Genomic DNA, 24,106 nt, shown 5'->3' with positions numbered 1-24,106 from the left:
AGTCCTATTTTTCGGCACACCCTGTGGGGCTTATGATTTATGAAGTCAGTTTTATATCAACATTGTCTCCTGTGCATTCCACAAGATACAGATTTTCAGCTACTTTCGTATAGTTTCCATGAACTATTGAATGTATACTCTTTCCATTATTGATCCTTACAAGCATCCATGCTTCATCGTAGAAGCTGCTGAAGTTAAGGTTAATGTCAGTGCCTGTATATTCGCGATTGACCTTTATAAGATCATAACGCTCTATGGCTCCAGACAGCTCTGTGCCTGTAAGATTTCTTATGGCTGGACAGCTTGTGTATAACCATCCAAAATACTCAAGGAGATTGTTATGAAGCGTTTTCCATCCGAGTTTTGCACCTCTGTCTTCATCAAGTACATCATCCGGATGATGAAAATGCGAATTGACAAGATGAAAATTAAGTTCAGAAAGAGCCGCTATTTTCATGTAATCATCAATGATACATCCTGAGGTTACACGCGGAGCATTTATCATTCCGTCTTCAGATATATCAAATTCCTGTTCAAAACACATTTCTCCTGGAAAATAAATAGATGCAATGCATCGTGTAGTGGTTTCTTCACTCAATATTTGGCGACCTTCTTTGGATAGAATGTTAGAAGGAGGTACATAGACATTCAGTTCCTCATTAGGAAACAGTTTATGTGTAAAGTCAAATACTTCTCGAAGTGATTTTTTAATATCATTCGTTGTTGGCCAAGGTACATAACTGTCATACTTATCTTGGTAATCAAAGTTTTCGAGAACCAGAGGCATATGGTTATAACCGTGAATTCCAATCTCTCCGCCTTCGTCCAAAAGCATGTTTCCATAATATAAAAATTGTGAGGTTTCATAATTTCTCGGAAAGGCACCACTTACAACATCTGAATAATCCTCTATTACAAGTCCTGTATAGTCGATGCCGTATTGCTTAGCCATCTTGTATAAGTCATTCCACCATATCTGCATATAAAAATCACCAACGGGGATATTGTAATCTCTTTTAATATAGGTGTTGTCTCCTTCAGGGACAGGAGAAGGAAAATCGTCAATATAAAAAACAGCTCCGTTAATAACAGGATATGCACAGTAATCTCCAAGAAGACTGAATGCTGAACTGTGTATTCCTCTGTAAGCTTTCTCCAGGTACCCGAAATTGTCGACAACCACAGACCCTTTTCCATAATTTCTTCGCCAGATAAGTGGGGTTGGATATTTTTCACTGGTTTCCAGGTAGACAGTACAATCATCTTCAAGAGAATAGCTCATAGAAGCATCATATGGATCTGTTATGGGAAAATCATGTTTCGTTCCTCCTATCATAAAATCAATTGGGAAATGGAGGCATTCTACTAATGCATTAGACCCACCACAGTCCTTAACTCCAAGTATGCTAAATAAATTAGAGTATTCTCCGGAGAAAGAAGGTGGGTATGCAATCATCATATTGCCACCATTAGCTACCCACTTTTTAATTATTTCAAGGTCACCCATTAATTTCTGGTAATTTGTAATGGCTAAAACAAGTTTATCGTAAGTTTTCAGAGAATCTGCTCTGAAATCAGTGATATCTAATGCGTCATATGGTATTTTCATCTGATTTAGCAGTGGAATCCAGAGAGTTTTAGATACATTACTTTGATCATCTACATCTTCAAAAACCACAAGCACCCTTCCGTCACCGGAAGCTTTAACAACACCTGTGGCATTCTCTGTGGTCTTGATACGTGACAGCTCCTCCTTTGACATTATGCTGAGTCTGTCAGGTCTTATACTGTATTGGATATTCATCTGGAGAAGTACAAGTGCAGCCATGGCAAGGCAAAACACGGCCCCTATAATGTAGAGACCGTCGAAGCCGGCTTTGGCCAGTATAGTATTCCTTCTTTTATGTTTGTGGTTGATATTCTCATTATCCATTTTCTAACAGGCCTTCTCATCCCAGAAATCCATCAGATCTCTGAGTTCTTCCGGAATGTATTCAACTTTCTTTTTTATCTGACTTATTATGTCATTGATAAGAGTTCTGTTCTTTTTCAATATGGCCCAGTGAAGTAAATAGATGTAGATTCCTTCTCTTTCAGGCCATCGTTTGGTCATGTAATCGATGTCTTCATATAAAGCCTTAAGGTCCTGTAACTGAAGATCTGCATTGGCTTTTTTGTTTATGAGTGACCATCGTCCCTTGACATTATCCTTCATCAGCTCACCAGCTATGAGATCGGAGAATTTTCTCAGATTACTCTTCAGTCTCTCACCGCTGAGAAGTCCGCTTGCAATGTATTTTTCAAGCAGGTTCATGTAATCCAGATCAAGTTTATGATCATCGGGATACAAGGCTTTTTTGTTTAAAAGATCGTTTAACTTAAGGTCAAAATCTTTTTGTATTTCGGTAAGTGCCGTTGCTGCATAGTGTACAACCTCAGTGTCACCGTTTGATTTTGCATAGAAAAGCTGCTGGACAAAATCAGTCGGATTCGAGTAAAGGAGATCGATGATAAGAGCTCTCTTGGTTTTTGTATCATTTATGGCAAGGGCTTCCGAAAGCGGAACAACATTTCCTGCTGCGCTGTCATCACTTATAACGATACTCTTTTTTATATCACTTATTACATCCATCATTGTGTCGCCGCCGGATGAACGTGTAGCATCTTCTGCAGCTTCCGGTTTTGAAGAATCTTCTTCGTCGTCAGCATCTTCAAATTTCAAATCTGATGAAGCGTTCAGGATTTTTTCATCGTCATCAGGCTTTACTTCCAGATCAATATCAAAGGCGGTTCTGTCACTTCGTATATCAGAAGATTTTTTCGCCAGCATAAAGATAAGACCGAATATAGGGATAAAAACAGCTATAAAAAGGTTAACGTAGCTGTGATGGAGTCTTCTGAGCTTCATAAGGATAAACAAAGCTAAACAGATGAGGTAATGAAGTGTAAATAAAATCATTAAAAGGATCATGCTCACACTCCTTCCACAACTGTAAACTCGATACCATTTTCCCTGAGACGCTGATCTATGATCTTGAATACATTGGGATTGATCTGTCTCATCAGAAGATAATATTTTCCATCCTCTCCTATTCCCAGGGAATCGGTATGACGTATGAGATGTCCCAGCTTTTTATCGGTTTCAACAATGTTGAAGGAATGCAGCTTCAATAGCACATGACTTGCGATGCCCTTATCCGCCATATTCCTTTGGGCTTTAAGCTCGGATATGAAAAACTCAGGCTTAAGGATTCCGGTATTCTCAAAGTATTTGTTTTCTTCCATAAGAGTCTGGTATCTCAGTGCTCTTATAAAGGAGAATCTTATAAGATGGCAGATGATGGTGAAAAGATTCATGTAGTAAAGCCCCATCTGCATTTGTGAAGCTTTATAAATACAAATCATGATACGGACTTTTCCCTCATCCAGGATTCCGTAGGCATAGGTGGGAAGCTCCTCTTTGAAATCAATGTTTTTCCAGGTCCCACGGTTTTTGATCACCTCATAAACATCACTTATCTGTTCAATATTCAGAGATTTAGGCTGATCCGTCAGAAGCTCTCTTGAACATGCCACCAGTCTTCCGTATCTCTGGAATTTATCCAGGGTATAAATTGCTATAGTGTGGTTGTCCAGGATATTTTCCAGAGTTTCAATGCTGTTCATAAAGATCTTCTCAGGTACTGAACTGTCCAGACTGTGAACTGCTTCGAATATCTTTCCGAAACTGTCCTGATAACCAAGTATCTGACGTTTGTACTCTTCCTTGTTGTTTATGACTGACATATAAACATCATTCAGGAAGGAGTATTTGTTGTGAAGGGAAATTGCCTCATCCTCAGCAAATTTCAGTTTCTGATCCTTTGTACTTACAAGATAGCCCGTAATGGCTCCGGTCATCAGATAAATGGCGAAGGGAAGCCAGTAGTCCATATTGTAAAAAAGCATCTTGATCGTGATCCCTATCTGAGAATAAGAGTATATCAATGAAAAACACATCAGAAGTCCCGCAAGCATTCCCGGTATCATTCCGTAGGTAACACCCAGTATGACTACGAAGAAAAGTCTCAGATCCACATATTTAAAAAGCGTATTATCTGAAGTATAAGGTAAAAGCAGCTGGATGATGACAAACAGAACCAGTGTTTCGGTAACTGCCAATGCTATGTGCGGAAGCTTAGGCATCCTCTCCAAAAGTTTTTCAAGAATATTTACTTCTTTATTCAGTCCTTGAATGTATATCTTATAGAAGTCATTCAGGTTTTCTACAATGTTATCCAAAGGGATGAAACCATACTCTTTTCTTATATTTCTGTTTTCGTTTTTCTCATCAAGCTCCAAAACGCAGGGCTTTCCTTCGGAAAAGCTTGCCTGTGTTGAAGGTTCACATTTTTTAAGTAATTCTGCAAATGATTGATAAGTAAGTCCTGAATCCGAGGTTAATGTGTAGGTTCCTGCATCATCCAGGGTTTCCTCGGTTATAAACATTAAAAGCTCTGTAATGTCGCGAACAGAAAGAAAATCAACCTTTCCGGAGGCATCATAAGGAAAAACTATAGGTTCGATCTCTTCCATCCTGCTGAAGAGACTGCCCAGATAGTTTTTAGTATTATTATATTTGCTGTACAGGTAAGGAGCTCTCAGGATTATGTATTTCAAATAGTTTTTTGTGGAGCTGTATCTGCAAAGATTTTCAAGCTGACTGCATTCGAATCCGGTTTCAGACAGATAAATCTTCACTTTGCCGTTGACGGTATCCTTGTAGTAGTAGTTAAGGCTGCTGACGGAGGATATAAAAATCAGCTTCTGAACTCCGATTGCAGAACAGTTATGGATCAGAGCCGACAATTTCTTGTTTTCGTCTCTGAGACCATCACACCCATCTGTATAACCTGAAAAATACCATACTGTGTCCGGTGAAAAAGCGTGAAATATTTTTTTACAGTTATCAGAGGAGAGATCCTCTTTATAGGTCTTTATTCTTTTTGAATATTTAGCGGAAAGCTTAATCGGGGCAACATTATCAGAGTCGTCAGAAATGATGACAACTCTGTAATAATCCGCAATATGGTTAAGTGTTTCCGTTTCAAGACAATTGGTATTTCCTGCGATCAAGATACAGGAAGTTGAGTCTTCTTTTGTTTTGATATATTTCATGTACTCACCTTTTAGAGTAACCTGTTTCGACGGACGATAGATTTACAGATGAATCAGTTGAATGTGCTTATGAATTCTCTCCTTCATCATGTATCACGATCCTTCCCTGCCCATAGGGATCTTTGTACTCGTCTCCGATCTCTCCGTTTAATGTCTCTGTAATGTAATCTATCAATATTTGATTATCCAGTTTCTGGTTGTTTTGTACTACCTTGCAGCCGTCGAAAGATGTTATTCCGTTTCCGTTTTCCTGAAGAAGGTAGTTAATGCCGGCCACGGTGTAGGTCTTGGAAGGATCTATAGGATTATCTCCGACTTTTACATTTTTAACACGGCGCTTACCCTCAAATCCCGTGCACATACCTTTGTCATCTTTTTTAGCTCCGCTTTTGACAGAGGCATCTATTTCGTAACTTAATCCGGAAACCTGTATAAAACCTCCGTCTTCATCAGGAATGTTTTTTGCGCCCCATTCAAGAACATCAATGATCTGCTGTCCTTTAGCTTCTATAACAACGATGGTATCTCCGAAAGGATTTACATTGATTATGTCGCCGTAAGTAACATCACCTTTTTGTATCCCGGCTCTGATGCCTCCGCCGTTTATGATTCCGATATCAGCTCCTGTCTGATCTCTGTAAGCATCGGCACAGAGATCGCCGAGATTTGTTTCGGCACGTCGCACCATTCTTACAGGCTGTCCCTTTGAATCCTTTTCCCTTGGATCGTTTACAGTCAGTTCTACGGATGAGTGGGCTACCACCTTTCCCATAAGTTTGTTCACATCTGAATCATCATTATCAATTTCCTTTGAAATCTTATTTTTTATTCCCAGAAGATCAGGCAGAGAAACATCATTTGCCCAGCTCCAAACGTTGGTATCGACTATGCCCTTATCTTTATTGAGGTGGCTGTAGCCGATGACATTGAGCTTTGTACCCAGACCAAATCTTGGTACGTCTTTACCATCCTTATCCTTCATGACCACATGTTCAGTGTCATGACTATGACCATCAAAACAAACATCTATACCACTTGTGTGTGAAATTACATCTGCATAAGTCCATGGACGTACATCATCATACATGCCGAGATGTCCCACAAGATATACATAGGAAGCCCCCTGTGCTCTTACATCATCCACTGACTTCTGTACTGCTTCGTAGAGCATATCTCCGGTGTCATCCTGCATGAAATCGTAGATATATTCACCCTTATCATCCTGGAAGAATTTTGGAGTTGATGTAGTGATGGTTGTGGGGGTTGTTACACCCACAAAGCCGATTTTTATTCCGCAAATTTCCTTAACGACATATGGTTCAAAAACAAGCTCACCGTTTTTTCTGAAGTTACAGCTTATGAGGGGGAAATTTGCCATTTCAGAGATCTTCATGAACTGATCCATACCGTAATCAAATTCATGATTTCCAACCACAGCAAAGTCATAATTGAGGGAATTCATAAGCTTTACGAGATCTTCGCCCTTTGTGAGAGTTCCCACTGCTTCTCCCTGAATAAAATCTCCGTCATCAATAAGCATGGTAGTATAGCCTTCAGCATCAAATTTATCTCTCACATCCTGAAGCCCCGCATAGCCGAAGCCTTTATCCATTCCGCAATGAACATCACTTGTAAAGAGAAGCACTACTTCTCCGTTCTTTTCCGGTTCTTTGGTATCAGCGGCCCCTTCTTTGCCTTCTGCCATAGTTCCGCCGGACTCTACACCGGCAGCAGTGGTTTCTGTGGTTTTGGTTTCTCCTGTTGAAGTCTCCTCCGGAGTGACCTGTATTTCCGGTATCTGATCCATACAGCCGGTCATCAGCATCATGGCTGTTGTTATGGAAAGTAAGGTACGTAAAGAACGTTTAAAATTGGATTTAAGCATGTATCGTCACCTCGTTGTGATCAAAAATATATAAAAAAAATATAAAGCCGAAATGTAGCCTAACTCGCTACATATTTTATCGACTTTATATTTATAATAATAATATTTGATTTTCTATTTAGAAATTATTCTTCACAAAAGGAATAAAAGAAGAACTTTCTGTTTGGCTTTCTGCTGAATGTGGGAAGTTCAGCTTTCCTTTTCAAAATGTAAAAAACAGGGAGAATGCTGACATCATCAGCATTCTCCCTGAACAAAATCTTTTATTGGTAGTCCATCACCAGAAACATCGGTTTAACCTGGACCACTTCGTCATATTCTTTTTGAGAAACAGTAACATCGCTGTTCAGCTTCTTAAGGTCTTCCTTCATTATGGTAAAGGCATCACTAACGCTGTCAGCCCTGCCCTCTCTTATGACTCTTATCATTCTCTCCAGAACTACAGGATGTGCATACTGAGGCGGAACCGGGAAGTCTTTAGTATCCTTCATGGTTTCAGACATATCCTTAAGAGCGTCTGCCCATTCTTTCTCCGCATAAGCTTTATTATTTCTTCCTGTGGGAAGTATCCTTGAGGAAATAACGATAAAGATGAAGGAGAAACCAAAAAGCACAAAGTAAATGGCCAGGCCCTGCCCTTTGATAAGGGCAAAAAGACCAAACAGTGCCGAAGCTATGGAAAGCATCAGGATAACCAGTGCAACTTTCTGATAGGTTGGACTTATGCGTTCGATGACGCGCTTCTGTTTAGCAGTTACAGACAGTTTTGTATACTGCTTAGGATAAGCTTTGACAACCTCCTCAGCATCTCTTAAAACCTTAACGGAATTTTCCTGTTCCGGAGAAAGCTCCTTTAAGTATCTCTTCCGCTCCTCTTCTTCAGCCATTCTCAGCTTGTATTCAGCTTCCACGCTGTGAAGAGGCATCTCAGGTCTGATCTTTGAAAGCTCCTCAAGGAACATATCAACTTCTTCTTCAAACTTGAAATTACACTGTTTCTCAAGCCCGGTGCCATACTGCACAACCAGGTAAGGCATACTTCCGAAAACACCTTTTCCGGTAAAGCCGCCCTTACTCATGGCAACTCGTTTGAAGCATCTGTTTATATCCTTGTAGCTTATATAGTAGACTCTGTCCAGAAAGAAACTGTTAAGATAAAGTGCCTTAGCACCAAGTCCGCAGGGACCTACTTTCAGGCATTTTTCTTTATCTTCTTTCAGTTCTTCTTTTGTTAATGTTGTCGTTCCGAGACATTTAGGAGTAAAAAACATTTTAACCTCTGTTATTTATGCATGTGCTGCATGATGAACATTTACATTGGGATTATACTTCTTTGCTGCCTTAAGGAAAAGACCAAGGAAGCATACTGCAACGATGATTCCAAACGGATATGCAAATGTCTTGTTATTTGTGAATACAGGAATGAGACCTAAGCATTCAGGAGCCATTGAGAAGTAGGTAGCTGATACTGCTGACATGAAAGTTGCAGGAGCTGCACATACCCAGTAGTTCTTCTTCTCTCTTACGAGATACATTGCACCTGTCCAGAGAACCAGCATAGCAAGAGTCTGGTTTGTCCATGAGAAATATCTCCAGATCACTGCGTAACTGAAAAGTCCAAAGGAGTTTCCGAAACCAAGGAATGCACCGCATCCAAGTAATGGTACGCAGAGCTTAAGTCTGTTCATGTAAGACTCCTGATCCATCTTGATCCAGTCTGCAACTGTATATCTTGCTGAACGGAATGCTGTATCACCTGAAGTGATAGGACATGCAACTACACCAAGCATTGCAAGTACAACACCGACGTTGCCCATGGTCTTTACACAAACATCATAGATAGCTGCTGACTGTCCTGCTGCAAGAGCCTCTGCAAGACCTGTATTGAGACCGCCCTCAGCAGCATAGAGTGAACAACCTGCCGCTGCCCATACGAGAGCGATACAGCCTTCGGCTACCATCGCACCGTAGAATACGAAGTGTCCCTGTCTCTCGGACTTAAGACATCTTGCCATAAGAGGTGACTGGGTTGAATGGAAACCTGAGATAGCACCGCAGGCAACTGTGATGAACATGAAGGACCATACAGGAGTTGTCTTTGGATGCATGTTATAGAAGTGATCCCAAAGCTCAGGTGTATGGAAACCATTTAACGGAAGTCCGATAACAACACCGATCGCCATGATGATAAGGCAGATACCGAATACAGGATAAATCTTACCGATGATCTTGTCGATGGAAATAAATGTTGCGATGAAGTAATAAGTAAGGATGATGGCAAGCCATACAGCTGTGTTTGCAAATGCACCGGTCACGCCCTTATTTGCAAGAAGCTGAACAATAAGACCTGCAGGACCAACAGCAAATACTGTACCTACCATAATAAGAAGAACAACAGAGAAAACTCTCATGATGGACTTCATGGTATTTCCGAGATACTTACCTGTTACCTCTGCGATTGAATAACCGTTATTTCTCTCACTCAGCATACCTGAGAAGTAATCATGTACGCCGCCGGCAAAAATTGTACCGAAGGTGATCCAGAGAAATACTATCGGTCCCCAAAGAGCGCCCTGAAGTGCACCGAAAATAGGACCAAGACCTGCGATGTTCAAAAGCTGAACCAGGAACAACTTCCACTGTGGTAAAACAACATAGTCAACTCCATCATTAATGGCGACAGCCGGTGTTTCACGGTCGTCGGGACCAAAGGTGTTGTCGACTAATTTACCATAAGTAAAATAGCCCGCAACCAGTAAACAGAGACAAAACAAAAAACTGATCATACATTACCTCCTGTGTAGATTGTTTATTAAATTTTCATATTTATTTTAGAATTAATTGAAAGCGGTTTCAATAGATTTCAGGAGACTTAATAATATCTGTGAAATGTGTTAAAAAAATAATTTTTAATTTGGTTAATTTTTTGGTTGATAAATCCATAACGACAAGTAAAACGGTTCAGCGTCATGAATTTATAAAAAATCGACACTGAACCGTTCCTTTTTGTTAACTATATATTATTGTTGCTGTCTTTTTATTTTCTTTAAAAAGTGCTTGTTTTCATACATCCGTTTATCAGCTCTTTCAAAGACTTCTTCAACGGTTGCTTCGTTATGATACTTTGCCATTCCACAGGCTATGGTAAGTCCTCCGGTTTTGAGAGCTTCTTCATTGTATTTTGCAATGATACCGGTGAGATCATCACTTCTTTCGTAGTCCTCGTCCTGGGATATAACAACAAATTCGTCACCTCCTATTCTGTAAACAGGACTTCGTTTAAAGGTTCTGCATATTATCTCACAGGCATCACAGATGCACTTATCTCCCGCTTCATGACCTTCGGTGTCATTGATGACCTTTAAGTCATTAACATCAAGCACAACGATGGCAAACTCCGGCTGCCGATGCTCCCGGATTCTCAGGTTCATGAGGTCTTCTCTTGTCTCATAGGCATTTCTGTTTTTGATGCCTGTTAATGCATCTATTTCGGCCATATTCTGGACAAGAGCCAGCTTTTCGGTATACTCACGCTTGATCTTCATGGCATCCGTAACATCCTGACAAAGTCCCAGCAGACACTCTCTTCCCGTATTATCAGTGAATTTGAGCTTGGTGGTCTGGAACTGACGGGGATTTCCGGCTGCATCAGGCACATCTTCGAAGAAAATGTGTGGTTTACTCATGGAAAGAGCTTTTTTGTCATCCTCAACAAAATGACGTGCGGTGATTTCATCAAAAATCTCATAATCCGTTAATCCTACGACACCCTCAGGAGTTTCCTTATGAGCATAGTCGGCGAATGCCTGATTGCAGGCAAGGTATTTTCCTGTATCCACGTCCTTAGAGAAGGTCATAGCAGGCATATTGGTCAGAAGATCCGATACTGATTTTTTGAGTTCAGAAATCTTTTGGGTTACATCTGCCTCTTCTTTAAGACGTACATTTTCTTTCCGGAGCTTTTCATATTCTCCGGATAATCTTTGAAGTTCTTTGTTGTGTTTTTCGTCAAGGAATCCTCCACGCTGGTCTGTTGAAGATAATACGGCAACCATTACAGCTGAAACCTTTGTCACGGGATTTACCGCCACTCGCCAGGCCATGATCTGAATGATCTTTCCATCCTTTGTCATGTCATCAAGAATGATTCTCTTTCCATCCTTTGCACATTGAAGAACCGCATTAAGGGAAAGCTCTCCGTTTTTACCCTTAAAATCAGATAAATCAAACTCATATGTATTTGCGAAATCCGGGAATAGCTCGTCAGTATAGGTTTTAAAAGTAATATTATATTTTATGATCTTTATGTGACCATCCTTGCATTCAGTCATGACCATGGGCCAGGTATCAAAATAACTGGTACCTCCGTGAATGTCACTTGCTGAAATGGAAAGATTATAAAGATTTACTTTACCAAGCTGGGTATAATAATCCTCTTCCCTGGGATTTTCAAAGCCTATCTGGATTCCTTTTCTGTTTCTTTCAATGATTTCTTCCAGAGATACCGGTTTACAGAAATAGTATCCCTGAAGCATATCGCAACCGATGTCCTTAAGGAATTCAGCCTGTTCCTTAGTTTCAACTCCTTCGGCGACTGTGTCCATTCCAAGTGACATTGCCATTCTGACGAGTTCGGTCAGTATAATTTTTGCCCTTTCACCTTCTTCAAGCTGTCTTACAAATTGCATATCGATCTTTATCAGGTCAAAGGGGACCTTCTGAAGAATCATAGGAGATGAATATCCGCTGCCGTAATCATCCATCCAGACCTTAAAACCCAGTTCCTTAAAACGCTTGATTTTATCAATCATGTATTCAATGTCATCGCCTACGATACTTTCTGTAATCTCTATAACAAGTCTGTCTCTTGGAATTCCGGCCTCATCTACACGTTTTCTTACCTCTTCAACGATATCACAGGTATAAAAATCGGATCTGGACAGGTTAACGGATTGAGGAACTACATAAAGACCATGGCTTGCCTGATCTTTCATTTTTTTCAAAACAGAATCTACAACATACAGATCAAGCTTAAATATGGTGTTTGATTCTTCAAGAGCAGGTATAAATTCTGCAGGATTAAGGAAGCCCTTTACAGGATCTATCCATCTGGACAGGGCTTCTTCATGACATACCCTGCCATTGGCGGTTCTGATAATGGGCTGATAGTAGACCTTGATCCAGCCTTCTTTTATGGCTTTATCAATATTCTCTACCACGTATTGACGATTCTCAATAGTCGTCATCATTTTCCGGTCAAAAACATACAGCTTTGAAGTGAAGATATTTTTGCCTGAATCGCACGCCACCTTTGCCCTGTCGCAGGCACCGCTTATGCTTATATTCTCATCCTCATAAACATACATACCTATACGGAGATGGAGTTTTTTTTCGATATCTAATCCGGCATTGTTTGAGGAAAGCTGTTTTGCTGCAGAAAGACCTTTTTCCAGATCTGTGAAGATACAGAAGTGGTCTGAACTGAATCTGCTGCAGTTTTCATGGGTAAAAATACCGATCAGTTTATCGGCATATGACTTAAGAACTTTGTCTCCCTCTTCCATTCCATAATTTTGGTTATATACCTTCATTCCATTGAAATCAGTAAAGAGAATGACAGGAGTTTTTCCGCTTTCACGTATCCTTTTGCAGCCTTCATCCGCAAGTTCAAAGAAATAGGTCATGGCAGGAAGACCCGTCAGATAGTCATGACTGGTCTGGACGTTAATGCTTCTTTCTGCCAGCTCATTCTTGAGAAGATTCATCAGGCTGTCTTTTTCTTTTTTACCGTCTTCAACATAGGCACCCTGATCCGTATACCAGACAAAAGCCAGACGAGTCCCGTCTTCCTTGTAAATATGTCTTCCGTAGGAATGGATGATCCGGTATTCCCCATGCTTTTTGGATCTGTAGACCACATCATAGGCACCGCCTTCAGTTGCGAAGCGATAGGCAGCATCCCCTAAAGAAGCCATGTCATCAGGATGTGTGTCACGGTACATGTTGTTATCCATGAGAGCATAAACATCTTCTTTTTTCATGCCCTCAAATCCGAACAGGTCAATGAAGCCTTGGGAAAGAATTATGGTGATCACTCTTTTGTTTAAAAACTGATAAACTGCGAAGGGAACCGTACTGTTCTCCATCAGTTTAAGTTCTTCGTCACAGTATCTGTACTTTTCCAATTGAAACCCCTCCTAAATATCGTAATCGATATCATATCCATCTCGGTACCGGGTAAAGCGAATCCATCATATCGAAGAAAGCTGCCTTTTCTTTTTCTATCGTCGGCTTTCTTATATCTCCCGGAATGGTCGGATCCGTAACCAGATTGAAAATCTGATTCATTTTTGTGTAACCGCCAAGCACCCTGTTTACCTCCGGGATATCATCACTGTGCACCTCCCCAAGGTATGAATGAAGAATCGTGTGCCACAGAGGCTTTAATACATCTTCTCCGAGGCCCATCATCGGTTTTGTCCAGCCTGCTTTTGCTCCTGTGACATAAACCTGATACATTCCCATAAGATCCCAGACCGGATGTCCTACTCCCGAATCATCAACATCTATTAGAATGAACTCATCATCCATCAGCATTATGTTAACCGGATTAAGATTCTGATGGATAAAGGTGTTTCTCTGAGGAATGGTGCGGAGGAGTTCATGTACTCTCTCTGCTTCCTCAGTTGTGTAAACGCCTATTTCCTCAAGATATTTCAGGTTCCTGAGATATGGCGCCCTTGCATCAGGAAGACTTCCCGATTCAAACTCGGTTGAATGTAGTTTCTTTATAAACCCGGCAACAAGTTTTCCATACTTTGCTGTGTCCTCGGGATGTGATGAAAGAATGTTTGCCAGAGAACCTCCTGACATCATTTCGAAAACGAGACCGTAATGGGACCCCACTTTAACCATGTCGAAAGGTATTGCCGTAGGAATTCCTCCTGTGAAAATCTTTTTGGCAAGTTCCCTGTCCTTTTCTATCTTCTCCCGGGTATATATATCCCCCTTATAAACTTTAACTATGGTTTCCGAATCAAGACGGTAAACTTCACAGTTTGGAGCACCTCCGATTTTTTCGCAGTCCTCTATGGAAACTTTCCTGAGGACTTTTTTCACATTAAACAGATCTGTAAAACCTGTTGTTTCGAAAATATCATATAAATCACGGTTAACTTCCGTTATGGTGATCGGTTTTCCCAGCTGTTTTCTCACCTTCATGAGAACACGCAGACCTGCACTGGAAATGTATTCGAGCTTCTCTGCATCAAAAAGGATTTCCTGTCCGGGCTTTAGATCATTGACTATGGATAATATTTCTGCCTCAACGTTTGCGGCATTATCCGTATTGATCCTTCCCTCAAGGTAAACAGTGGTTTTCTTGTTATCTGTGTCTGTTCTCATGCTGCATCTCCTTTGTATGGAACTTGTAACTGAGGTTTGAAAGAAAAACTTCGGTTAAAATTATCATTCCCAGGGTATTACATACCATTACACATGAATTTCGTCACAAAAATAAGCTGATATAAGGAATTTTTATCCTAATTTGTGTTGAAAACGCAAAAAAATAGAGGCTGTCGTATCACGAACGACGCCTCTTAAAAATGATATTATTTGGTTTCCAGCCTATCTTAATGAAAGTATTTCGTGTGTATTATTTGCCTATCATGATATATAGCAAAATCCGCCATTCCAAGACAAATGACGGATTTTGCTGAAAAATGACCTTATATTATGAATTCTGTTATCAATCAGCGGAAAATGTTCTGATTCGCGTCGCATACCCGCGATTGTCAACCTGCTCGATTGTCATAAAGTTCCCGAGCCATTCAGGATCATCCTGCGAGAGAAAATGCTCTAAAGTATCCTCATAATAGCTCTGTCCATCGTAATACCCATAATATATGATACAGTCTTTTGTAAAACGAACCGTTGCAGTTATAAAGAAATTCAGGGAATCTTCGGAATAATCAAAGATCACTTCTACAGGGATCTCGTAATAGCTTCCCTTATCAAGTAACGGTATTTCTTCCCTCTTAGCCGTATATCCTTCATATTCAAAATCCATATAATATCTCATGAATGGACTGATACATCCCAAAGACTCCGGATATCCGTATTCATCTAATGCTCCATAGTTAACGTCGAACATACGCAAATCATTATAACCATTTTGGGTTTCGAATTTATATTCAAAATCTCCGCGATAGACCCAGGGCTCATCGGTTGCCCTTTTTATGGTATATGCACAATCCGGCATGTCGATAGTCCAGACAGGAGAGGTTCCGCTATATGATGAATAGAATGTCCTGGCAACCCCATCCGCATCCACATAGATTTCGCCAAAATCATTACTAATAGAGGCATCCACATATTTATCAGTTTCCAGATACCCGTTTTTATCAAAGGCATAGGCTTCTGCCACCAGGTCCATATTGGCATCCAGCCAGTACCAACCGTCGTTCAGGTAATTTCCATCGGTTGTCCTGAAGCGCCATCTTCCATTCTCCTGCAGCCATTCACCCGCAGCATACTCTGGCTTTAGTGGTTCTGTCTGTGCTGCCTGTGTTGCCTCGGTGGTTTCTGTAATATTCTGCGAACTCTCATCCTTGGTGGTTATTGCAGTATTCTGTGAACTCTCATTCTCTGCGGCTTCAGACTCTTTCATCTCTTTAAGGATGATTTTCCCTTCCTCAAGGCGCTTTTCTATCTTTCCGTCCTCATCTGCTTCTTCCGCCCCGGCCTTCCGGGCCTTTTCCAGAATCTTCACTGCCTTTTCATAGTCGTCCTGACGGGTATAGATTTCAGCCAGTTTGAGGTATGGCTCCGGATTCTTCGGGTCAATCTCTATGGCCTTCTCAAAGGCCAGAATTGCCTGTTCATAATTTTCTTCCAGAAGATACTTTTCTCCCAGTACTAACTGTTTCTTGATGGATTCTCCGGGACTGCTCTGCCATATCAGCATCGCACCACCAAAGACCGCAACGGCCAGGAAGACCGCAGCCAGGCCTATTATCAGCGGCAGGCGGTTTTTTCCGTGGACCGGCCTGATATTTGCCGGACCTAAATCCGCATGAGGCATGTCATTTGCTGAACCCGGTTCGGCGGCAAATTCCTGTGACGGATTATCCTCCTGAGGAACCTGAGCATAGTTCGGTACCGGCTCCGTATCCGGTATCTTCGCCCCGCACTTTGCGCAGAACCTTGCTTCATCGCTTATTTCATTTCCACAATTTGGACAAAACATATACATCCCCTCAATTTACAGCAATAAACTCTTAACTTTCCTGATATTAGTCGGACTTATTCATTATATCCCAAAAAGCCACTTTTCACATCAAATTCGTCGCCGTTGAAGGTATTAACTTTTCAACATCCTCATCCTGCTATGTGATATGGAAAAAAACGTAAATCCCTTATTTTAGCCCAAATAAGAATACTTATTTTTTACTCATTTTTTGTCGATAAAATCTTAAATGATATACGCGAAACGGTATTGTGGTTATGCCCATCTCTTCATGGGCCATGATAGTCCGGGCGTAAACCCGGGAAATGATGTTCAGGAAAGGAGTTAATAATGAGACATTTTTTAAGAAGAAAGATTGCTGCAGCTCTTACTGCTGCTATGCTCTTCAGTGTGGCACCGGTTAATCAGTCACTTATTTCTTTTGCGGCTGCAAGCACAAAGAAAACAAACTCTAAGTCAACTAAATCCGAAAAGAAAGAGTTGTCTTTGGGATCAGTCAAGAAGAATGTTTATGAGAATGACTATTTCGGTCTCAAGCTTGCTGTCCCTGATGGATTCATCTTCGGAGATGCAGCGGCAGTTGCTGAAATAGATGGATCTACAGAAAAATTTATAAAAGATAAGGATGCTGTTATCAAGAGTATTAAAGAGGGTAATCCTGTTACCATTGCCTATGCTGAAAATGAAGACACTTTAGATAACATTTGTGTCACAATATCTCTTTCCGATGGTGAAACAGACATCAAGAAAATGTTTGAAGACAGTATTCCTGATATAAAGGATTCCCTTAAAGAAGCAGGTATTAAAACCAAGGATGTATCTGTAGTAAAGAAAAAGGTTTCGGGAAAAGATACATATCTTCTTTCCGCACATGGATTGTTAGATGATGAATATGATATTTATCAAAAGGAGTATATGGGTATCCAGGATGATTATTATATCTGTATAGCATTTACAAGCTTCGTGACAGATGATACCGATGATATGATCAAGCTCATTGAACTGAAGTAAGAAAAAGGAGTTCAGGATTTTCCTGAACTCCTAATTTATTGGTTATTATTTGTGCTGACCCCGGTGTGAAAATATGTTTCATTACTATTTGTGCCGCTGAATCAAAAAGGCAAAATAGGAATTCTTATGCAGTCTAATTCTTCATGTATTCAATGAACTCTTCCGGAGGCAGTGGCCTTGAGAAGTAGTATCCCTGCTCATAGTCGCAGCCAAGCTCGGCCATCTTGTTCTTCATCTCTACTGTTTCGATGCCCTCAACAACTATTGCCATATTGGAGCGCTGGAAAAGTTTAATGAGATCCGGCAGGAATTCGGCCTTTCCTGAGAAGAAAGATCTGGTAAATGTCATGTCTATCTTAACAACGTGGATTGGCAGATTCATAAGGCTTGTAAGGTTTGAAGAACCGGTTCCGAAATCGTCAAGAGACAGTTCGGCTCCCATGGTACGAAGTCCTGCAATCTGCATCTGGATCATTTCGTAATCTTCTATCAGAGACTCGGTTATTTCAAAATCAAACATATCCATAGATATGCCGTGTTTTTTTGCTATATCTGAGAGCTCCTGTGAAAGACTGTTGCTCATACACTGGATTGGTGAAAGGTTAACATTGATATATTCGATGCCCAAACCTTTTGTATCAGTGTTTTCAAGGAATATACAAACCTTTTCAAATATCTGTCTTCCTATCTCAATGATGTCTCCGTTCTTTTCTGCTATTGAAATAAAATCAAGGGGTGATATAAAACCGATGGTAGGATCCTTTAATCTGGCTAATGCCTCCGCACCTTGCACCTTTCCGGCTTTTACAGAGTATATGGGCTGGAAGTAAACCTCAAATCTGTTGTTGGCTATGGCATCCTTTACTGCTTTTTCCAGTGATTTCTGCTTTTTAACTTCATCAAGCATACTTTCTGAAAAAACATAGTTTCCACGGTGGTTTTCGGCATAGGCATTAAACCTTGCATATCTTGCCATATCTCCCATGGTGATTTTATTCCTGTCAACTAAATATCCCGGCAGGAATATCGCAGATACCTTCATGGTAACCGGAGTCTCACAGGATTTCTGAAAGGCCGTGTATTTCTCCTTCCAGTCCTTCATGATGGTTTCGGGATCACCGGGCATCTGTCCTCTCATAAGAACGATAAAGGTTCCGTTTCTGGTATAAAAACAATTCAAACCAGGATATGTCTTAATTATCCATGCTGCCATCATTTTAAGGCTCTCATTTACCTGATTGATGCCATAAACTGACTTTGAGGTCTCATAATTGTGAACAGTCATGACTATAAGACTGAAGGAAATATTTCTTTCCCAGTAATCCAGGCCGATCATGTCCAGGGCTTCCTTGTTTAGAAGCTTCGTTCTGCTGTCTCTGTAGAGATCCGGATTTTCCGCGGTCAGGAAAATGATAATGATGGAAAGGATGCTGAAATAACTGGTTACCAGCATATGATAGAACTGTTTTCTAATGATGATACCGAACAGTAACAAGAGATTAAAGGAAAGAAGACCTCCTCTGATCCTTGGCGACAGCTTTTTCCATTGAAACAAAACAATGAATATTGAAAAAATAATGTAGAAATAGGTATCGAAATAAATAATGCCGTATAAAGAACAGTTGTGATAACCATCTTCTGCAATGGTATAGATAGCTGAAGTCCAGGGTGTGGAAAAAATCAGGAATACAGCCACCAATGCCGGTATTGAAGCAAGCAGCTTGTATAGAATATTGTTTTTCAGGAAGTGCGACGTTTCTGCAGTATAGGCAAAGAGCGCCCAGCCTCTGACGATAAACCCGAGGAAATATGCGTGATTGATAGCATACATAACCCACAGCGGGAATTCTGTCCATATCTCATTCATTTCACAGGAAATGATATCGGCAGAGGTCATCACCAGATTGGCAACCATAACAAGCCAGAAGCAAAAGCTCTGGCCTATAGGGAGATTCCTGCGGACTCCATAGAATACAAGAAGTATTATCTGGATAGGAATCGCTGCTATGGCAAAATCGTAGTTAAAGTCGCTGATCCAGTTAAACATTAAACTCTCCTGTTATTTGCACGGTGAAATGTATTGTTTACATTTCTTTCTTGGAAAAGACGGTAATGCGTGCTGTTATGATGTGTTATTTCTTTAAGAACTTTAATATCCGTTCCGGATAGTCCGGAGCACAGTCATATACTGAATGACCGTATCCATCGTACATGTAAAGCTCACAATCAGAGCTGTTGCTGAGGCTTAATGCTATCAGCTCAGAGGCATTTCCACCCAAAACCTTGTCTGTCTTTGAACCGATAACCAAAGCCGGACAGGTGATTTTATTGAGATCGGCTGTGATATCAAAGTGCCTTAGGCTTTCGGTGAGTACGATAAAACGTGAAAAATCTTCATCGGTTAACGTTTTCGAAGCCTGGATCAATCCTTCCTTTGAGCCTACAAAAACGTCTTCGGGATATACCTTTTCACCGAAATTAAGATACAGTTCCTCAGCCCTTCTCTCCTTCGCAAGTTTAATCCAGGTATCGAAGACCTGGAACTCATCATCCCGAACATGGGAGGAGGTGGATCCGAGAACCAGCTTGTCAACCAGTTCCGGGTGTTCAATGGCTATCTCCATGGCAATCATCCCTCCCTGGGATGCGCCAAAGATGTTGACATTGGAAAGCCCAAGTTCAGTTATTGCTTCCGCAGTGTCATCTGCCATATCCTTAATGGTATAGGGCATAGTCAGTTCGCCCTTTTTTCTGTCAAATACATAAATCGTAAAATCATCAGTGAGCAGCTTGTATGCATCTGCCATAAGGTCAGCCATAGGCATGACACTCTGGGCACTAAGACCCGGAATCACCACAAGAGTCTCTGCGCCCTGTCCGAATTTACAATAGTCCATTGAGAAATTCTGTGTAGTAACTGTAGCTACCTGTGCAAGCATAGGGATTATCTCCTTAATATTGATATTTCTAATCTTAAATTTTAGTCGACAGCTTTTTTATTAATATAAATGTTCGGATTATTCACAAAGGATTGAACCTCCTTAGAAGGTTTTAGCGGTTAATTAATAGCTCAGGCTAAGGCGCATATTGAAAATTTTTCATGCTGTTTCGCGACTGAAAAACTGTTCAGATATGTCTTACCACCTCGAACCTTTGAAGCTTCACAGGTTCGTCAATGTCTATCCCGCCCTTCTGTCTCGCAATGGAAATCTGCTGTTCCACGGTATCTACTCCGTCAAGATCCGGAAGAAGCAGTCCTCTTCTGTTTCCGCAGCTGACGATAACGCCGTACCTTTTTACGTCGAGATCTTCGGGACCGGAAATGTCTTCGGGATCGCCCAGAATGTCTACATTGATATCAAGGTAAGGAAGCTCATCGGGAGTAATGGGATTAAAACGCGGATCCCTTGTGGAAGCACTGATGGCGTTCCGGATGATTTCCTCAGCAACGGATGGTGCGGTTGGAAGGATGGTTCCGATACATCCTCTGAGTCTCCCGTCCTTATGTATGGAAACAAATGCTCCTGCCCTTCTTTCCAGCATTTCAGCCGGAAGATCATGGGTAACCTCCAGTTTCTTTCGGTTCAATATATAACTCTCAAGAGATGCTCTTGCCAGCCGTACATACTCATCGGATTGCTCTGCTTTAATTTTTAATTCATCTTTTATATGATCCATATGCTTTTTTAAAAAATGTCTGGAATCATCCGGGCCTTCCGGATAAAAAGAAGCTATGCCATAGCCTACACCTGTAACGTCCTGGTGGGAGAAAACCCTGGATTTCACATTCATGCCGTCCCATGCTCCGGCCATGATCACAAAGGAACGGTGTCCGCACTCTGCCGCCCTCTCGCAAAAGTCCTCATTGAAGTCGAACATCTCCTGAAAAGCTGCTCTTTTTGCAACGTCCATGATCCTTTCATCATAAACAGGACCTTCGGAGGCAAAACCGTAGGGACCGTGAGCCTGTAATTTATGGGAAAGGTCACCGCTGGCCACAAACACTACTCGCCGGTCACAGGCATTAACAGCTTTCTGTATGATCTCTCCAAGGTGATAATGTTCAGGCAGGCCGAGTCCGGAGAGACCGATACGCAGGATCTTTCCGGATTTATATTTGTTCCTTATAAACCATAGAGGAACCATGGTCCCGTGATCGAGTAAAGGTTTTTTTTCGCCTAATGTTCCTGCCGGGAAATCCTCGCTTCTTGCTATTTCACAGATTAAGTCACGAAGCTCCTCATCATAGGATTCCTCAAAGGAAACCTCCGGAGCTCTGAATTGCGAGAAATTTCCTTTGGCACCATGTCCCGGAGAAATATGGAAGTAATCCGAGTACATGATGCTGTGAGGACTTGTGATGATGATAGTTTCGGGTTTTAGTTCAGCTATTTCATCCGCCACTTTCTCATAGGAATCTATAGTTTCTTGAACACTTTTCTCTCCGCCCTGTCCTACAGCCGGAATGATAAGCGGAGGGTGCGGCACCATAAATGAAGCAAGAATTGGCATGGTATTACTCCTTCAATTTAAAAACAGCTCATTTGTATCGTTAATTAAAGAATCTGACATAAATCATGAAGTGTCAGTGATTCATGCCAGATTTCGGAAATTTTTCAAAGTATTCTTTGATATGTTACAGCTCATTCAACATCTTTTCTGTGATGTCACAGCTCATTCAGCATCTTTTCCGGGTCATCTGCGGCTTTGACCTTGTCATTCGCTTTAATGATGATACCTTCCTCGTCAATAAGGTAGGTTGTACGGACTACACCCATTGATACCTTTCCGTAGTTCTTCTTCTCTTTCCATACGTCGTATGCTTCGATAACCTTGCGCTCCGGATCGGCAAGAAGTGTGAAGGCAAGACCATATTTCTCTTCGAACTTTTTGTGGGAGGCAACAGTGTCTTTGCTCACTCCCAGAACTACAGCCCCCTTTTCTCTTATCTGAGGGTATCGCTCCGAAAATCCGCAGGCCTGTTTTGTACAGCCGGCAGTATTGTCCTTTGGATAAAAGTAAAGGATGACTTTTTGCCCCTTGTACTGGTCAAGGGAATGCATAACTCCGTTCTGATCAGGGAGTTCAAATGCCGGTGCTTTTGTGCCAACTTCCAACATGTGTGAAACCTCCCCTTAATCTACATGGTAAACGTAGTTCGCTTTTCTCGGTGCTGCTTCATTTGCCGGACCTGCGGCATAGCCAAGGGCACAATGTCCGATGCCTTCGTAGTCGCCCTCGATTCCGAGCTTTGCGAGAATCTGCTTTCCGAAATCAGACTCGAATTCCTGCTTTGCCCTGTGAATCCAGATGTTTGCCACTCCGAGACTTTCAGCCGCATTCATAAGATTTCCCATTACAAGAGAACCATCATAGATATAGGTAGGAACAGACTTGTCAGCCAGAACGATAAGGATAACCGGCGCTCCGTAAAATGGATCAAAGTCTTCCTTCCATCCGCCGATCTTTCTGTTTTCCTCTGAGATGGCATCCCTCAGTTCCTTGTTGGTAACAGCAATTATTATAGGACTCTGCTTTCCCATTCCGGTTGCGGAATAGGTTCCCGCCTTTAAGATGGCATCAAGCTTTTCCTTTTCAACCATATCAGGCTTGAATTTTCTGCAGCTTCTTCTGGTTTCAAGTACTTTTAATGTTTCGTTCATATTTGGGTCCTCCTTTAATGTGATAAGTGTGTCAAAAACGATAAAGAATAATTTCGTATAAGGATGTTTTGATGGTGTACTCCAACCTCATCGAATAGTGTTTGCTATTAAACAGTATACTTCATCCCGGCATATGGTTTTTATTTAAATATTTTTGCGATTTATGGCTTCCAGCAAGCCACTACAGCCCTTAGATATCTCTCGATATGCCGTCTCGAAATCTCTCGTATACCAGGGGTCATCAATTATGGCATCAGGAGTATCCGTGTACTCCATGAGGTAATGGACTTTATGCTCCGGATCATTATCGAACAGTCTGTTTAGGTTATATTTGTTTTCCTCATCCATTGCGATGATCAGGTCATATTCCTCGTACTCGGACTTGTTGACCCTCCTTGCCCGATGGTTACCTATAGGGATATGGTGATACTCCAGAGTCTTCCGCATGGGAGGATATATCGGATTTCCGATCTCTTCCATGGAAGTCGCAGCAGAATCCACCACGACCTCTTCGGAGATATGTGTATTTTCAAGTAAATAATTCATTATGTAATGCGCAGAAACCGATCTGCAGATGTTTCCATGACAAATAAAAAGCACTCTGATAGCCATTTTTTCTTATCCTTTCACGCACACTTATGCCGGGAAAAGCCCGGAAATGCGCTGTTTTCTTGATTATAACATAAATACCGGGTTAAGCGGTTGTGAAGACACAAATACGGAAGTGATCGTTTATGAAGTTTTATGTGGTTATTGATACGAATGTCCTTGTCTCGGCAGTTCTGAAGTTTCATTCGATTCTGATTGTGTTGTCAAGACCGGTTGTGCTTAATATGCTCATGATTCTAGGGGATACATTCTTTATGACGAGCGCCCCATTCACCTTTTTAGATGCAATGACCAGTGCACGAAGACCCATGGATGAGATATATTCAAGCTCGGAGAAATCAAATACCACACTGTCGACATGATCATCCATCTGTTCCAGCTCATCAAGCAGAGCCGGGGCAGCCAGAGTGTCTAGCCTTCCTTCCACCTTAAAGGTCTCTTCAGTTCCGTTCAAGCTTTTTGTAATGACCATATAATTCTCCTCACGTCTCTATGATTTCACTTTGTTTTCTGTCTATAACAGCGGAATATTCA

17 protein-coding genes are annotated in these 24,106 nt (G+C 41.3%); 1 reads left to right on the top strand and 16 read right to left on the bottom strand.

Translation table 11 applies throughout. From position 1 onward, the window contains the following. Positions 1-37: 37 nt before the first annotated feature. The 9 genes from BLV86_RS12600 to BLV86_RS12560 all read right to left on the bottom strand — a co-directional run bounded on the left by BLV86_RS12600 (position 38) and on the right by BLV86_RS12560 (position 16,289). Positions 38-1,933 (bottom strand): DUF2194 domain-containing protein, encoded by a 1,896-nt coding sequence (locus BLV86_RS12600; protein ID WP_090817986.1) that lies wholly within the window; start codon positions 1,931-1,933, stop codon positions 38-40. A 3-nt stretch (positions 1,934-1,936) separates the two neighbouring features. Continuing rightward, positions 1,937-2,971: a hypothetical protein gene (locus tag BLV86_RS12595; RefSeq protein WP_090817983.1), complete on the bottom strand. Its 1,035-nt coding sequence runs from the start codon at positions 2,969-2,971 to the stop codon at positions 1,937-1,939. A 2-nt stretch (positions 2,972-2,973) separates the two neighbouring features. Beyond that, positions 2,974-5,157 carry an NAD-dependent epimerase/dehydratase family protein gene (locus BLV86_RS12590; protein ID WP_090817980.1) on the bottom strand — a complete coding sequence of 728 codons (2,184 nt, stop codon included), beginning with the start codon at positions 5,155-5,157 and terminating at the stop codon, positions 2,974-2,976. A 67-nt stretch (positions 5,158-5,224) separates the two neighbouring features. Next, the gene (locus tag BLV86_RS12585) at positions 5,225-7,042 is read right to left on the bottom strand and encodes a bifunctional metallophosphatase/5'-nucleotidase (RefSeq protein ID WP_090817977.1); all 1,818 of its coding nucleotides are present in this window, start codon (positions 7,040-7,042) and stop codon (positions 5,225-5,227) included. Between the two features lie 263 nt (positions 7,043-7,305). After that, a complete protein-coding gene (locus BLV86_RS12580) occupies positions 7,306-8,313 on the bottom strand; it encodes an ATPase P (RefSeq protein WP_090817974.1) in 1,008 nt (335 codons plus the stop codon). A gap of 15 nt (positions 8,314-8,328) precedes the next feature. Then, positions 8,329-9,828: a carbon starvation CstA family protein gene (locus BLV86_RS12575; RefSeq protein ID WP_090817971.1), complete on the bottom strand. Its 1,500-nt coding sequence runs from the start codon at positions 9,826-9,828 to the stop codon at positions 8,329-8,331. 234 nt (positions 9,829-10,062) lie between these two features. Then, positions 10,063-13,227, bottom strand: a complete 3,165-nt coding sequence (locus tag BLV86_RS12570) for an EAL domain-containing protein (RefSeq protein ID WP_090817968.1) — start codon at positions 13,225-13,227, stop codon at positions 10,063-10,065. Between the two features lie 31 nt (positions 13,228-13,258). Further along, entirely contained in the window at positions 13,259-14,446 is a 1,188-nt protein-coding gene (locus tag BLV86_RS17905; RefSeq protein WP_175456547.1) for a phosphotransferase, read from the bottom strand. Between the two features lie 343 nt (positions 14,447-14,789). Beyond that, complete coding sequence (locus tag BLV86_RS12560) at positions 14,790-16,289, bottom strand: tetratricopeptide repeat protein (protein ID WP_175456546.1); 1,500 nt, start codon at positions 16,287-16,289, stop codon at positions 14,790-14,792. Positions 16,290-16,619: 330 nt separating this feature from the next. On the opposite strand from BLV86_RS12560, the gene BLV86_RS12555 reads away from it, so the two are divergent. Further along, positions 16,620-17,300: a hypothetical protein gene (locus BLV86_RS12555; RefSeq protein WP_031548723.1), complete on the top strand. Its 681-nt coding sequence runs from the start codon at positions 16,620-16,622 to the stop codon at positions 17,298-17,300. Positions 17,301-17,433: 133 nt separating this feature from the next. Here BLV86_RS12555 and BLV86_RS12550 read toward each other — a convergent pair whose 3' ends face one another. The 7 genes from BLV86_RS12550 to BLV86_RS12520 form a co-directional block, all read right to left on the bottom strand. Beyond that, entirely contained in the window at positions 17,434-19,347 is a 1,914-nt protein-coding gene (locus BLV86_RS12550) for an EAL domain-containing protein (protein ID WP_090817965.1), read from the bottom strand. Between the two features lie 85 nt (positions 19,348-19,432). Then, entirely contained in the window at positions 19,433-20,239 is an 807-nt protein-coding gene (locus BLV86_RS12545; protein WP_090817962.1) for an alpha/beta fold hydrolase, read from the bottom strand. 187 nt (positions 20,240-20,426) lie between these two features. Then, complete coding sequence (gene amrA, locus BLV86_RS12540; RefSeq protein ID WP_090817959.1) at positions 20,427-21,812, bottom strand: AmmeMemoRadiSam system protein A; 1,386 nt, start codon at positions 21,810-21,812, stop codon at positions 20,427-20,429. Between the two features lie 155 nt (positions 21,813-21,967). Beyond that, a complete protein-coding gene (gene bcp, locus BLV86_RS12535) occupies positions 21,968-22,420 on the bottom strand; it encodes a thioredoxin-dependent thiol peroxidase (protein ID WP_090817956.1) in 453 nt (150 codons plus the stop codon). 15 nt (positions 22,421-22,435) lie between these two features. After that, positions 22,436-22,963 (bottom strand): nitroreductase, encoded by a 528-nt coding sequence (locus tag BLV86_RS12530; RefSeq protein WP_090817953.1) that lies wholly within the window; start codon positions 22,961-22,963, stop codon positions 22,436-22,438. A gap of 144 nt (positions 22,964-23,107) precedes the next feature. Then, the gene (locus BLV86_RS12525) at positions 23,108-23,575 is read right to left on the bottom strand and encodes a low molecular weight protein-tyrosine-phosphatase (RefSeq protein WP_031548741.1); all 468 of its coding nucleotides are present in this window, start codon (positions 23,573-23,575) and stop codon (positions 23,108-23,110) included. A gap of 178 nt (positions 23,576-23,753) precedes the next feature. Continuing rightward, a complete protein-coding gene (locus BLV86_RS12520; RefSeq protein WP_090817950.1) occupies positions 23,754-24,044 on the bottom strand; it encodes an STAS domain-containing protein in 291 nt (96 codons plus the stop codon). Positions 24,045-24,106: the final 62 nt, after the last annotated feature.

Source organism: Oribacterium sp. KHPX15 (assembly GCF_900107835.1).
Classification (GTDB): domain Bacteria; phylum Bacillota; class Clostridia; order Lachnospirales; family Lachnospiraceae; genus Oribacterium.
This window is presented reverse-complemented; position numbering and strand designations above follow the sequence as displayed.